We start from the raw sequence: 13,395 nt of genomic DNA on the forward strand, positions 1-13,395 counted from the left end.
CTAGATCACGGACAGGGAGACCGGTAGTCCAACTCCGGAACGTAGCGCTCCCACTGCTCGTCGGTGATCCTTGGATGCGCCCGCTCGCACAACCCCTTGATGGCAATTTCCACGTCCACGACGACGTAGCGCAGGCCGTCTGGCTGTGCGATCACCACGCCAGTCCCGTCAGGGCTGAAGGCGAATGGGGCGACGTTCGAGGAGACGGCCAGGGTGGCGACCTGCTGGGGATTGCCAGGGTCAGCCACATCCCAGATGTGGACCGCCTGTTGCGCGGACACCGTCAGGAGGCGCCCGTCCGGGCTGAAGATACCTGGCGCTTTACCGGGTATCCGGGCGAGCTCTCGTGGCGGTCCCGCGATATCCACGATGGAAATACCCATGCCCTCCTCTCCGCCGGTTGCGAGGATCGGACGAGTCAGGGCGACGGCTGACCAACCCACGGGGATTGGCGGATCGGAGACAGGACTTCTGAGCGGCTTGTCGAGATCGGACAAGTCCCACATGTGCAACCCGTCCTGGCTGAACGACTGGATGAGGTCTCCGTCAGCGGTGAACTGCACGGTAGACTGGTCGGATGTAATCTGCCCCCGCTGCCGGGGATGGGCTGGGTCGGAGATGTCGATGATCGTGATCTGTGAACTGGGCGATGACGTGTTGTCCGATTCCGCAGGGTACGCGATCTCCTGAGCAACCATCACTGGGTGCGCCGGGCTGAAAGAGACATGTGTGCGGTAGAGATTTCCCACTCGTGTGGTCATGGTAGCCAGTGTCGCCAGCCGCAACGGATTCCCGAGATCCAGGAGATGTACTACACCGCTGGAGGTGGTCACGAGCATCAGCGGCGCATGGGGGCTCACGACCATCTCCGTGATGTCCTCTGGAGCGTCGACGTCGACCATCAAGAACGGGTAAGGTGACCCCGCGCTATCGCCTGCCTTCAGGCGCCCGTTCTCAAGCAGGTACAGCCAACGCCCATCGGGGTGGAATCCAGCCGTGACGAACTCGTTCGACGAACCTCACCCATCAGCGTTGTGCTGTGCCTCCAGGTCCAAGACCGCACTACGAGTCATGACACCAGGCTGAATGTGGTGCGCGGTGAGAGCGAGCTGACTCGCCAGTGATAGGTCCGTGGAACGCAATGACCTCGCGTCGTTCACCAGCCGCTGAACCATAGCCTCCTGCTTGCCTGATGCGTTGTCCTGGGCCGTGCGCACGGTGTACAAGGTCGCAGCAAGGAGGACGATGACCACGATCGCGACCGCGCCGAAGATGCGGTACCTCCGCCCGCGCGCGGCGCTCTGCGCAGCGGCCACGAACCGCTGTTCCTTGGCGCTCATCAAGTGCCGACGGGTACGGAGGAGTCCAACGGCGCGGCTCAGGAGCACGCCACGGTAGAGGGCAGCCGGATCTCTCCCGAGGTCTTCCCACATGTGCGCGGCATCAGCCACTTGACGGTGGGCAAGCAACGCAGCGCGGTCCTCAGTGAGCCACCCCCGCAGGCGGGGCCAGTGGGCGATCAGGGCTTCGTGCGCCAACTCCACGCTGTCTCGGTCGACGGTCACCAAGCGAGCACGTGCAAGGAGATTGATCACCGACAGAACAGCGGGGTCGATCCACTCTTCGAGACCCGCCCGGCGTTTGGTGTCGTCGCCGCTGTCGTTGAGAACCACCAAACGCACGAAGACGTCCTCGGCGATCCGCCGGTGGTGCTCGTCAAGCCTGTCGAACGCCGATTCCGCTGTACGGACCACTGCGTGGTCGATGCCCCCCGCAGCCTCGTAGCCCGCGAGGGTCAGCGTCATCCCCCGTCGTCGGTGCCAGGTCTCGAGCACGGCGTGAGAGAGCAGGGGCAACACACCCGCCCGCCCGGTGGTGTCGACGATCAGCCTGGTGACCAGGTCGGCTTCCAGTTGGTAGCCGTTCACCGCAGCGGGCTTGACGATAGCCCGCCGAAGTTCCTCGGGCGTCATCGGCCCGAGCAGGACCTGGCTGTCTCGGAGCGCGTCGACAAGTTCACCGTGTTCTCCGCACCGGCCGTAGAAGTCCGCGCGAACCCCAAGGATGACTCGACACCGACTGCCCGGGGCATGGGCGACTTCGACGAGGGCTCGGATGAACCAGGCGCACTCTGCCAGATTGGCGCAGAGAGTGAACACTTCCTCGAACTGGTCGACGATCAGCAGGAGGTCATGGCCCTCGCGCGTAATGGACCGCATGCGTACCGCGATGTTGGCCGGGTCTGCCCGGAACTCCTCGGCAATCTGCACGGGTGATTCCATGCAGCGCGCGGCCACGTGGACAGCCCACTCCTCAAGCGGCTGAGCGCCAGGGCTGAAAACGACGACGTCTTCCTCGCAGGCTGGCGCCACGCCGGCCCGGAGAACAGAGGTCTTGCCCGCACCGGAAGCACCGAACAGCCCAACCAGTCGCTTATCGCGGATCAGGTCGAGCACCTCCCGAACTACGCGTTCGCGACCGAAGAACAGTTTCGAATCGGATTCGTCGAACGCAACAAGCCCTCGATAGGGGGCTTGTTCGCTTGCTACTGTCGCACGCTCGTCCGCTGTGGCAAGGTGAGCGGCTGCGTGACGCCAGCGCCGCTCCCACTCCTCGACGTTGCCGCTGCAAGCGCGAACATACGCTGTTGTCACCGCCAAGGTCGGGAGCTTCTGGCCGCTGGCCGCCGCAGCGAGCGAGGTGACGGAGTAATGCGCGGCGGCGCTCAACGCTCGGTAAGTCGGATCGCCCGCAGTCTTGCGCAGGGCACGCAGTCCGCGGGCGAACTCGGCCAGTACCTCGTCTTCCGAGGTCACTGGGCGTTCTGATCTGGGCACTTCTCTCCCAACCTGTCCGCGTCACGTTGTCCACACGCGCTGACCCGATCACGGACAACATCCGCATGCTACTCATCTGGACGCGGGAGCTGAATGGGAACGATGTGTTCCACCCGTTCAGACTACCGTGCCGATCTCGGAGTGAAATGAAACCGGCAGCGAACTAATGGTGGATAGCCGTTCCCGAGACATGAGCTCATTCGGAGCTCTCATCAATCGCCACTACCGGGCGCCCGCCGCGGACGCGGTGGCGTTAGGTGCGGGTGAAGAGAAGAAGGGCATCCGCGGGGCCCCTATTTCGCCCCTGGTTCTGCGCGATCGTGGCGAACCTGGCGCGCAATATGCATCGCGCACACCACCGCGCCGCAACCCGGATCGCCGTTTGGCGGCGCAACCCGCACAACTCCGAGTCGCCGACCCACAAGCCCAGCCCCGCAGCAGCATCGGCGAGGTACAGGCACCTGCGGGGTTCCAGGACTCACGGGCGTGTAAGGCGGTCATGTGGCACTCGACGAATGATGGACCCGTTGGCCCGAGCCCGAGCAGCCGGGGCATCTATTCCGAAGCGCGTCCAGCACGACACCTCACCTTCTCGCCGCTCGTGGTGGCCGCGCGTAGCAGATCGGGGCCTAGGCGCGACGGGATGACTTGGCGTTGGAAGGTGCGTCTCGTGCCTGAGCCGGGGAAGCGGCTCACCATGACCACCGGCAGGTCGGAGCCGCCGAGTTGCTTCCAGTTGGTGATGTTGCCCGCGTAGAGTTGCTGAACCTGGTCCAACGTCAGGTCGGCGACATTGGTATGGCGGTCGACCACGAGGGTGAACAGGAGAAAGGCGACAGGCCGTGGCACCAGCGCTGTCTGAAGGTCGTCTTTCGGTCCGTCGGCGAAAGGCGACCATGGGCGGAGACCCACCACCGTCGACCTTCTGCTTGGCCAGCTTCTCCATGCCCGCGGAGCTGCCTCTGAAGTCGAAGGTGAAATCAGCACCGCCGCACACCGCCTCGTAGCGGGCAGCGGCGTCACGCACGACCTCCTCGAACGCTGTCGAGCCAACCAGGTCAACCGTTCCGCTAGCACAGTCGATCGGGGCACCGGGATCGAGGGCGTGTCCGACCGTTGCCCATCCGGAGGTGGGCGGTCATTTCATGTGACGGTGGCCTGTGCGGGTTGGGCGGAGTGGATGGCCGTAGGCGCGTCGTGAGTTTCGCTTGTAGGGCACGAATGTCGCGAATCTCTGCGCTGAATGTGGCGGTGTCGACGAGGAGGGCTTGCACCGCTGGTGGGAGGTCGGCGCGGTCGAGTCCGTCGTCGGGTGCTCCGGGACGAGCTACTTCGCCACCCCCGACCCGGTCGATGTGGGCGGCGCTACCGAGGTGGGCCTACACCGACCTCGACATCGGCGGCGTGATCATCCAGGAGGGCGAGATGGTGCTACTCGGCCTCGCCCACGCCAACGTCGACCCGCACCTCGTCGGTGACCACCAGGGCTTCGACGTGACCCGTGAAGCCAACCGCCACCTGACTTTCGGCCACGGCAAGCACTTCTGCGCCGGAGCGCCACTCGCCCGACTCGAACTAGACGTCCTGTTCGCCCGCGTCGTCCAACGCTTCCCCGGCCTGACCCTCGCGGTGCCACTGAACGAACTCGAACCCCGCGACAACCTCCTCACCGGCGGCCTGAACGCACTTCCCGTGACCTGGTAGCCCTTACCTCAGAACAAAGTCGAGGGCTCAGCGGCTCAGGCTCAGACAACTTCTCGAGAGGACGGTGTGCTCCGCGCCCTGTCGTCTGCCTGGATCCCTCGGTGATCCCGGATCCTGAGCGCTGGGGCGCGTCCCAGCGCTCAGGATCGACCGCGACAGTGTCGATATCGGCTGTCAGACAGGCGATCCGACCGTTAAGGCGAGGTCAGGACAGGTCCCAGCGCTGGCTCGCACCGCCGTTGCAGGTGAACACGCCCACGGTGGTGCCGTTGGCGTACGACGCGACGTCGATGCACACCGAGTAGCCGCTGCCGTAGCTGTAAATCTGCTGGCCGTTCACACCGCCGAAGACCCACTGCTGGCTGCTCACGCTGCTGCAGGGGTAGAGCCCCACGGGCGTGCCCGGCGCGTACGAGCCGAGGTCGAGGCACTTGGTGTTGCCGGAACCGGTGACGTAGATGCGACCGTCAAGGGAGTCCCAGTGGAACTGCTGGCTGGAGACACCACTGCACCCGTTGAGACCCACGATCGTGCCCGAGGCGTAGGACGTCATGTCCACGCACTTGGTGTAGCCACTACCCACGCTGTTGAGCTCACCCGACTTGTAGACCGTGACCCCGGCGGGCGACGCGGAGGCGGGCATCCCGACGGCGAGCAGAACCGCGGCAAACCCGAGACTAGACGCGACCTTGCGCGAGAACTTCTTCATGCGAACTCCCCAGTCCGGCCCGACACACGCGGGCTCATGTCGACCGTAGCGCCTTCCTCTCGGCTCGTAACTACTCCATGTGGGTCTGGAACCTGGCACGCCACTGCGCCGGTGAAGACGACCCAGGGAAAGGAACGCCAGGAGAGTCCGACGTTCGGGGTGTTCAACGACCGAGGGCCTGGTCTGGCGAGCGGGATCTCGCTTGTGTGCGCCGATCAACGGCTTGAACGCCGAATGGGAAGATGCTCGCCTGGCCGGCATGTATGACGTGGGAGTGCCTGCTCGTGGTGTCGTGCCGGTCGACGTCCCATATGCGGTTCTGGCGCAGTTTCTGTCGTCCGGTCAACGGCCGGACACTGTGGAGTGGGAACTGGGTGAGCGCATGCCAGCCATCTTGTCCGATGAAGGATGGGAGCTGCGGAATTGAAAGGGCCTGGGTGGCATAGGACGAGTCCGTTGTAGACGAAAATGGCGGCAAATGACCGTCGTCTAGTCATCATTTATGTCCTGGAGGGATACTCCGCCACATCTGCCACGTCGACCCCATCCGCCGACGCCTCGACGGCGCTGTCGGCCACTAGCCGAATCCCGCATGTTCATTTCTAATCGCCACCCCCTCGGCGACAGTAGGGTCTCGACTACACGCCGACACACTATGTCAACCACCCCGTCATCGGGCCGGGCGAACTGGAAGCACTACTCGACCGGGACCCCACCGAGGTCCACACCCTGTTCGCAGGGTAGTGCCCATGCTGTACATGCGCGGCCGGGCCAGTGCCCACATCTTCAGGTTGAAGTCTGTCTAAACAGGACTTTGCTAGTGTCCACCGCGCTGGTCACGCCGTTCGAACGTTCTCGCTGACGCGCCGGTCATCCCGAGGATCGGGTAGGTCCGAGGTGTAGCCGGATGCCTGGAGCCTGAACAAGCGGGCGTAGAGGGCGTTGTCGCGCATCAGCGAGGTGTGTGTGCCTTCCTCGACGACTCGTCCGGTGTCCAGGACGTAGATCCGGTCGGCTGAGCGGACGCTGGCTAGGCGGTGCGAGATGAGCAGTACCGCGCGGTCCGCGAACAGATCGCGCATGTGGTCGAACAGTTCCGCTTCGGCTTGCGGGTCGAGAGCGGCCGTTGGTTCGTCGAGGATGACGAACGGCGTGTCCCGGTAGAACGCTCTGGCCAGTGCCATCCGCTGCCACTGGCCGCCGGACAGGTCGGCCCCGGCGGTGAACTCCTTGCTCAGCACCGTGTCGTAGCCGAGGGGGAGCGCACGCAGGAACTCGTGTGCGCCGGCTCGGCGGGCCGCTGCGGTCACTCGTGCGGCGTCCACCGGTTCGCCGGGTCGGCCGAGGGCGATGTTGTCGACGGCGGGGAGCCGGTAGCGGCCGAAGTCCTGGAACACCAGGCTGGTCGTGTCCCGCAGTCGGGCGGTGTCCGCCACGGTCACACCGTTGTGCCGCAGCAGTCCGTCCTGCGGGCGGTAGAGGCCCGCGAGGATCTTGGCCAGGGTCGTTTTGCCCGAACCGTTCGATCCGACGAGCGCGACGACCTGCCCCCTGCGGACGGTGATGCTGACGTCGTGCAGCGCGGCGTTGTCCGTTCCGGGGTATGTGAACCGGATCTGCCGGGCCTCCAGGACCTCCCAGCGCGGTGGTGGGCCGTTCGGTGCGGCTTCCTGTTCGTCTTCGGCGGAGGCGGAGGCGGAGGCGGAGGAGGCGGCGAAGGAGCGGAGGTCGCGCAGGTACAGCAACGATTCTCCCATCCCGTTGGCCATCATGCCCGCGATCTGCACCCGGCTGGAGAGCAACCAGAGCCCGGTGACCCCGGCGGTGACCGTCGGCAGGTCGACGACGCCGGTCGCCAGCAACCACCAGATCCCACCGAGCACCGCCGCCGTCACGGCGTCACCCGCCAGGCGTGCCGCGACCTTGCGCCGCACATGTGTGCCGATCACCTTCGCGACCGCGCTGATCTCGTCGCGGTATTGGCGGTCCCACCGGCGCCGCAGCACGGGTCCCAGATCCAGGGCCCGGACCTCTGCGGCCTCGTCGCGTCCGGTGAGCAGGTGCTCGTAGTACTCGCGCAACCGTCGGTTCTCGGCCAGTCCGCGGTGCAGCCCGTAGTGCGCGTCGCGTTCGTCGCGAGCGGCCTTGAGCGCTGGAAGCACACTGATCACCGCGAACGGCAGCAGCCACCACGCCATCGCGGCGAAGGCCACGGCGATCGCCACGGCGGTCAGCGCGGCCTGAAGCATCGCGATCAGCATCGTGATGACGATGACGGGCTGGCTGCGGGAGGCGTGTACCGCGCGGTGGAGCCGGTCGTGGAAGTCGGGGTACTCGAACCGCTCCAGTTCGGCGCGGTCGGCGGCCGCAAGCACGAGGCTGGTGAGGTACCGGTCGAGCTTCGCGCCGAGCAACCGCTGCCTGGCCGCGCTGATGATGGTCAGCACCGCGCCTGTCGAGCCGATCAGCGCCACCACCAGCAGTGCTGGCACCAACCGCCCGGCCGCTGGGGCCGAGCCGGTGACGATGGTGAGTGCGTCACCCACGACGGCGCGCAGCAGCAGCAGAGCGACCGACAGCCCGATCGCGGTGATCAGCTGCATCGCCACCACTTCGATCAGGCCCCGCCGATGGGCCCGCCAGGCCAGCCGAACAGCGAAGGCCGCCGATGCCACCGTGCCGCCGCTCATCGTTCTCCTCCTGCCGAGGCCGCCGAGCGCGCCAGCCAGGTGGCGTGCTCGGCCGTGAGGAAGCGCAGGTTCTCCGCGAACTGGAAGTTGTGTCCCTCACCGGGCAGCAGCACCAGGCGCGCCCGGCCGCCCGCCGCGACAATGGTTCGGTAGAGCCCAAGCGCCTGGTCGGGGGGCGTGGCTGTGTTGAGGTCGTCGGTGCCGTGGACGACCAGCACCGGACCTGCCAGCCGGTCGGCCAAGTGCACCGCGCTGAACGCCTGGTACACCTGCGGCACCTCCCAGTAGGACCGTTGTTCCCACTGGAAACCGAATGGGGTCGACGTGCGGTCGTAGCACCCGCTGTGCACGATCGCCGCGGTGAGCCCGTCGACGTGGGCCAGCGCGAGCAGGGCGAGCGTCGCGCCGAAGCTGTGTCCCCCCACGACCACCGCTGCGGGATGACGTGCGGTGAGCGCGCACACCGCAGCGCGTACCGCAGTGGTGATCTGCCCGATGAGGAGGTCGGCGGTCGAGTGAGCGGGCCAGTGCAGCGAGAGGTCCAGGACGGCGACCGGGCAACCCGTTTCGACCAGTGTGGGAGGTGCGTGCTCACTGGGTGCCTCTCCCGGTGCGGTGCTGTGGATCCACAGGACGGCGGGGCCCGCCGCCTCTGGCGGAGTGCGCAGAGTCAGGAACGCCCTGTCGCCGAGCGGGACCGGGGATCCGGTCGTCGGCGCTTCCTCGGCGTCGGCCACCTCACCAACGGCAGCGCCGGCAGCGCCCACGACGTCAACCTCAACTGTGCCGGGGCACAGCCCGAAGTCCGGTGGGCCGCCGCGACCGGGGTCGATGGCACCGGACAGGTGCTCTACCCGCAGCACGCCGTCGGCCACCGTCACGCCGCTGACAAGCAACGCTTCGGTGACCTCGCGCAGTTCGCCCTTCCCGTGGTCGAAGACCGCCACACGCGCGGCCGCGACCTGTTCGAGCGCGGCGACGGAGGGCAGGAGGTCCACCCACGCCGGACCTGCGGCTTCGAGCACCGTCGGCTCCGGTGGACGATCGTCGCGCGTTACCGGTTCCGGGCGGTCGGAAGTCGTGAGCAGGGCGAGCCGGAGTCCGCCGCACCAGGCCAGCGGGGGTCTGTCGGGCATCAGGAGCGACACGGCGGCCCGGACGCCGTTGTGCACGAACACCTTCCTCGCGCGGTGATCGGCAACCCAGGGGCACGCCCGTCGATCTCGTAGCACGAGCCCCGCCACCAGCGGCAGCTCCGGGTGCCACGCGAGCCGGGTGGCCAGCACGCCGGACAGCGGCAGCACCCAGGTCCGCCCGTCGCCGGTGGTGATGGCGATCTGCTCGACGAGCGCCCTACCGGGTGCGAGTCCGGCCAGATCGAGGTCCAGCAGCACGTCGCGCCACGGGAGGACGGCGGGGTTGCGCTCGACGAGCGAGGGGTGCCGCGGCGCACTGAGCTCCGCCGACGGGCCGCCCTCCCAGGCCCGGTCGCGCCACCTGCGCTCACCCGACACGGTCGGTCGCCCGCTCCGGGGCGACGACGCTGATCGAGTCGACCAGCGCCTTCACCGCACCTACCCCGGACACCGGGCCGCACACCGGTTCACCCGTGGTCCCCAGGCCGATCGCGGCGGGCACACCGGCGATGCCCAGCTCACCCGGTGGTTTCTCACCGGCGGCGAGCACGACGGTCACCACAGCGTCACGCCGGGCCTGCTCTACCGTGGCCACCAGTTGCTTCACCGCGCGGCACGACGGGCAGCCCGCGGTGGTGTACAGGCGCACCGCGCTGATTGGCTCGTCGCACCGCGGGGTGGTCACCACGCGCCGGGCACGGCGATCCAGGACCAGCACCACAGTCGCCGCAACCAGCGCGGAGGCGCCCGCGACTGCGGCCCGCAACACGGGATCGTCCCCTGGCCCTCCCACCAGGGCCGCGACAGCGGCCGCCGTACCGAGCAGGTTGCCGACCACGTGGGAACGCTTGACCGTTGCCAGCCTCGCCGCTCCGAAGCACGCGCACTCGCGGCCGCGAAGCACTGCGGCGGCGGTGGTGAGCACCACGCCCACGGTCACGGCGAGCACCGCCGCCGGGCGGCCCTGCACCACCGTTACCGCGCACGCCGCCAGCACCTCGGCTGTCCCCACCAGCCGGGGCCCCACCGGAGCACGCAGCGGGCCCCGCTCCACCGGCCAGCTCAGCCGGTCGGCTCGCGCGGCCACCTTGGCCAGACCAGCCACCACCAGCGGGCCTGCCAGCAGCGCCAGCACGACATCCGGCCACGGTGTGGTCATCGGTCCGCTCCTCTCTCGTCACCGGCGACGATCAGCCAGCCGGACTGGATCAGTTCACCGGCGAACGCCCGCAGGTCCGGGTGGGCGGTGTGGCCCTGGGACAGCAGGAGGTCCAGCCGCATGGCATCCCGCTCACCGCATTCGGCGACGGCCAGCGTGACGGCGGCGACCAGGACCGTGCCGCCGAACGGCAATCGGGTCAGCGTCACCCCGGGAGCCAGCCCCAGCTGCCCTGTCTCGAGTCCACTGCTCACGACCGCCTCCGCAACCACCGCTCGACCCACACCAGCCGCAGCAGCGGCAGTGCGTGTCCGGCCAGATCGCGGCCGTCGGCCAGCACCTCGACGATCCGCGCCGGATCGATCAGCCCCAGGTCGGCCAGCGCGGACGACCGGGTGAGGTCGGCAGCGATCTCGGTCCGGTGCGCTCGCAGGTGATGGGCGGCGGCCAGGCGCAGCCAGTACCCCGCCGGGGTGCGGCGCACCCCTGCGATCCCGTGCGCGGTCACCGCTGTGAGCAGTGGCAGGTGGTTGTGGAACCTGCCTGCCCGGATGCGGCCGATCTGCCCCGATCGCAGCGCCGCCGCGGCCGCGAGCACACCGGGGTTCAGCGCGGGCAGCAACGCGCCGCCGTGCCCGCGTTCCTCCAGTCCCGCGACCGCGCGCCCCACCACCGGGTCCAACGAGTCCAGGTGCTCGTTCCACACCGCCGTCGTGGCCAGCCGGGCTGCCGCGTACGCCTCCTCGCCCGCCCTGGTCAGCCCCGGCAGCGGTCCGGAACCAGGCGGTCTGGGTGGTGGCGCGGAACCCGGTGGCCGCTCGGCGGGCGCCTCGCTGTCACCGGCTCCCGACGGGTACACGACCTGCTGCTCCACCAGCGCCCGCGCTTGTGCGAGGTCACGCAGCACACCGGTGACGTGAAACGGTTCCAATCCCAGCAACCGGATACCGCGCACTCCCGCGTCAACATCCGGCAGCCGCACCGACACGAGGTCCTCCAGCAGGGCGCCGCTGATCACGGCCCCCCCGGCGGCCAACTGGTCCATCAACCGCATCGGTGCCACGACGTCCGGCAGCGGCACGACCGGCTCGGCACCGGTGATGCCGCGGTGGTCCACCAGATCGGTGATCTCGATCGGCACGGTGGTGGTCGTCAAGCCGGGCACGCTAGGCGTCGGCAGGTGGCGCGTCCCCGGCCCGAGGTCGGCGTGCAGCAGCGTAGGGCGGTGTCCGGCACTCAAGGCCGCCGCGGCGAGGAACGCCGAAGCGAGCCCGCCGCTGTAGGCGATGGGGCACCCGGCCGCGTCGTTGAGAACGCGCGTCACCGCTGTGCCTAGATCGTCGCCGGGAGGTAGGCCTCGGTCGGTGGCCCGCCGCACCGCGACCCCGGACTCGTCGACCCGCACCTCGGCGCCGACGACAAGCCGGTGGACGCCGGGCACGCCGGTCGCGTCGGGAGCCGGGCTCGTGCCGTGCACGAGAGCGAGCAGGTGGCCCGGATCTGGGGTAGCGGGCGTGAACTCCCGCAGGTCGTCGCTCCACCGCACGGCACCGGGTTCGATGCGGTAGTAGAGCGGTCGGGTCCCGGGGTGGTCACGCCTCAGGGTGACCTCCGTCGGTGATCGTTCGAGTCGTACTCCCGGCCAGTCCGCCCCGTCCGGTTCGCACCGGCAAAGGACTTCGTGTCCGGCGATCCGCGCTGTTCCGAGCACGACGTTCACCCCGCTTCCACGCGATGGATCTCGACATAGGTCTGCAGAACCGGCAGTGAGGTGCTGAGCACCTCGTCCACGTGCTGCACCCAGGCGTAGTAGCCCGCCGGTGCCGCCACCGGCACGAGTTCGCGCCCGAGGTGGAAGGAGACGGGCACCCCCAGCGCTCGTAGCCCGGCCACCAGGTACAACGCGTCCTCGACGGGATCGAGGAATCCCAGCGTCGTCCGCTGGATGGTGCGAAGGGCGACGACTGCCGAGCCGACGGACAGGCTGCCGCGACCGGGTCGCACTTGCGGCCAGCGTTCGATCCGGTACATCCCTTGCGGGCGCCGCACCCCCTCCACGAAACGGCGTGCTTCACGCCCGGCCCTCACCAGTGACATGGCATCGTCCTACTGATCACGGAGATCGCCTTCCCTCGGCGGAATGTCCCTTGCGCGCCAGGTGCCCGGCCTGGCGGGCACACCCAGCGGAGGCGTGAACGCCGACCACCGGGTGTGCCCCGTTCTGGCGCTACCTCAAGCCGCAGTGGAACGACCAGGAGCAGTAGCCGCTGCAGCACTCACTGGAGCTCCAGCACCACGCCCCGGGAGGCTTGCACGCCTCCGCGACGGTGGACGGCGCGGCGAACAGGTGCTGCTGCAACCCGTCCGTCGCCAACCGCTCGGTGATGGTGGCTGTCCCCATTTCCCCTCCTCTCCGAACGTCGATCCGCACGGTGCGGACGTCAGACCCAGTCGCAGATGAACCGCCACGAGCACCAGAGGCCGTTGCAGCACTCGCTGGAGGACCAGCACGCGTAGCCGCGCTTCTTGCACGCCTCCGCGACGGTGGACGGCGCAGCGAACAGGTGCTGCTGCAACCCGTCCGTCGCCAACCGAGAAGCGAACGACACGGCGATCATCACTCCTCCTTCCCGACGTTTCCCGAACGTCGCCGCCCACAGTGACCCGGCGATCTTGTATCGACCTAGGAGGTTTCTTGGATGCCCGCCCGAACTGGGCCGTGCTTTCTCGTCGTGCCGGGCCGCATCCGCACCCCAAGACGACAATCAAGCGGAGGAGCTGCCCGATCGGATGCCGACGCCGCAGCGCTGTGACCACTGGCCGACCTGAACGGCCCTTGGGCTAACGCCCTGCGCGTGGCTCTGGCGGGCAGCGTCTGGCCGCAGGAACGCCACCCGACAACAAGTCTTAAAAGTGCACGTTGTGCACAACACGAAACGAAGCAATGGCGCCAGGGTGGCAATACGCCGAAACGAAATCCGAGGTGTACGCGGCCGCAGCACAGCGCAACTACACCGCGCGAACCACGGCGGATGATCGGCACCGCGTACACCTCCAACGCGACGACGCCGATGGCGAAGCCAGCCCAACCACGCGACCACGGGCGGTGAGGAGCAGGACACCCCGACGAGGCCGAACCCGGCCATGGCGAACATCAAAG

Annotated in this window: 14 protein-coding genes and 1 pseudogene; 2 read left to right on the top strand and 13 right to left on the bottom strand. The window is 68.1% G+C overall.

Going from position 1 to position 13,395, the window contains the following annotated elements; all coding sequences use genetic code 11:
* Positions 1 to 5: 5 nt before the first annotated feature.
* The 4 genes and pseudogenes from LV75_RS25725 to LV75_RS35940 form a co-directional block, all read right to left on the bottom strand.
* Positions 6 to 902, bottom strand: coding sequence for an LVIVD repeat-containing protein (locus tag LV75_RS25725; RefSeq protein ID WP_253889586.1), 897 nt, complete (start codon positions 900 to 902; stop codon positions 6 to 8).
* 117 nt (positions 903 to 1,019) lie between these two features.
* A complete protein-coding gene (locus LV75_RS25730; protein ID WP_253889587.1) occupies positions 1,020 to 2,816 on the bottom strand; it encodes an nSTAND1 domain-containing NTPase in 1,797 nt (598 codons plus the stop codon).
* A gap of 576 nt (positions 2,817 to 3,392) precedes the next feature.
* Positions 3,393 to 3,686 carry a substrate-binding domain-containing protein gene (locus LV75_RS35635; RefSeq protein ID WP_253889588.1) on the bottom strand — a complete coding sequence of 98 codons (294 nt, stop codon included), beginning with the start codon at positions 3,684 to 3,686 and terminating at the stop codon, positions 3,393 to 3,395.
* A 67-nt stretch (positions 3,687 to 3,753) separates the two neighbouring features.
* Positions 3,754 to 3,921 (bottom strand): annotated as a pseudogene (locus LV75_RS35940) (substrate-binding domain-containing protein); the annotation flags it as partial.
* A gap of 269 nt (positions 3,922 to 4,190) precedes the next feature.
* On the opposite strand from LV75_RS35940, the gene LV75_RS25740 reads away from it, so the two are divergent.
* The gene (locus LV75_RS25740; protein ID WP_253889589.1) at positions 4,191 to 4,541 is read left to right on the top strand and encodes a cytochrome P450; all 351 of its coding nucleotides are present in this window, start codon (positions 4,191 to 4,193) and stop codon (positions 4,539 to 4,541) included.
* Positions 4,542 to 4,746: 205 nt separating this feature from the next.
* On the opposite strand, the gene LV75_RS25745 is transcribed toward LV75_RS25740, so the two are convergent.
* Positions 4,747 to 5,250, bottom strand: coding sequence for an RICIN domain-containing protein (locus LV75_RS25745; protein WP_253889590.1), 504 nt, complete (start codon positions 5,248 to 5,250; stop codon positions 4,747 to 4,749).
* A gap of 259 nt (positions 5,251 to 5,509) precedes the next feature.
* Between LV75_RS25745 and LV75_RS35945 the strand changes: the two genes are divergently transcribed.
* Positions 5,510 to 5,677 carry an Imm1 family immunity protein gene (locus LV75_RS35945; RefSeq protein WP_372504230.1) on the top strand — a complete coding sequence of 56 codons (168 nt, stop codon included), beginning with the start codon at positions 5,510 to 5,512 and terminating at the stop codon, positions 5,675 to 5,677.
* A gap of 409 nt (positions 5,678 to 6,086) precedes the next feature.
* Here LV75_RS35945 and LV75_RS25750 read toward each other — a convergent pair whose 3' ends face one another.
* The 8 genes from LV75_RS25750 to LV75_RS25785 form a co-directional block, all read right to left on the bottom strand.
* Positions 6,087 to 7,940 carry an ABC transporter ATP-binding protein gene (locus LV75_RS25750; RefSeq protein ID WP_253889591.1) on the bottom strand — a complete coding sequence of 618 codons (1,854 nt, stop codon included), beginning with the start codon at positions 7,938 to 7,940 and terminating at the stop codon, positions 6,087 to 6,089.
* Positions 7,937 to 9,454, bottom strand: coding sequence for an alpha/beta hydrolase family protein (locus LV75_RS25755; RefSeq protein ID WP_253889592.1), 1,518 nt, complete (start codon positions 9,452 to 9,454; stop codon positions 7,937 to 7,939). The genes LV75_RS25750 and LV75_RS25755 overlap by 4 nt, the downstream gene beginning before the upstream one ends.
* Positions 9,444 to 10,235 carry a hypothetical protein gene (locus LV75_RS25760; RefSeq protein ID WP_253889593.1) on the bottom strand — a complete coding sequence of 264 codons (792 nt, stop codon included), beginning with the start codon at positions 10,233 to 10,235 and terminating at the stop codon, positions 9,444 to 9,446. Before LV75_RS25760 ends, LV75_RS25755 begins: the two co-directional genes overlap by 11 nt.
* Positions 10,232 to 10,489 carry an actinodefensin-associated protein B gene (gene adfB, locus LV75_RS25765; RefSeq protein ID WP_253889594.1) on the bottom strand — a complete coding sequence of 86 codons (258 nt, stop codon included), beginning with the start codon at positions 10,487 to 10,489 and terminating at the stop codon, positions 10,232 to 10,234. The genes LV75_RS25760 and adfB overlap by 4 nt, the downstream gene beginning before the upstream one ends.
* Positions 10,486 to 11,955 (bottom strand): hypothetical protein, encoded by a 1,470-nt coding sequence (locus LV75_RS25770; RefSeq protein ID WP_253889595.1) that lies wholly within the window; start codon positions 11,953 to 11,955, stop codon positions 10,486 to 10,488. Before LV75_RS25770 ends, adfB begins: the two co-directional genes overlap by 4 nt.
* A complete protein-coding gene (locus LV75_RS25775; protein ID WP_253889596.1) occupies positions 11,952 to 12,332 on the bottom strand; it encodes a hypothetical protein in 381 nt (126 codons plus the stop codon). The genes LV75_RS25770 and LV75_RS25775 overlap by 4 nt, the downstream gene beginning before the upstream one ends.
* Positions 12,333 to 12,462: 130 nt before the next feature.
* Positions 12,463 to 12,636: a hypothetical protein gene (locus LV75_RS25780; RefSeq protein ID WP_253889597.1), complete on the bottom strand. Its 174-nt coding sequence runs from the start codon at positions 12,634 to 12,636 to the stop codon at positions 12,463 to 12,465.
* A gap of 40 nt (positions 12,637 to 12,676) precedes the next feature.
* Entirely contained in the window at positions 12,677 to 12,853 is a 177-nt protein-coding gene (locus LV75_RS25785; RefSeq protein WP_253889598.1) for a Dickkopf N-terminal cysteine-rich domain-containing protein, read from the bottom strand.
* Positions 12,854 to 13,395 lie beyond the last annotated feature (542 nt).

It is taken from the genome of Actinokineospora diospyrosa, from assembly GCF_024171925.1.
Taxonomy (GTDB): domain Bacteria; phylum Actinomycetota; class Actinomycetes; order Mycobacteriales; family Pseudonocardiaceae; genus Actinokineospora; species Actinokineospora diospyrosa.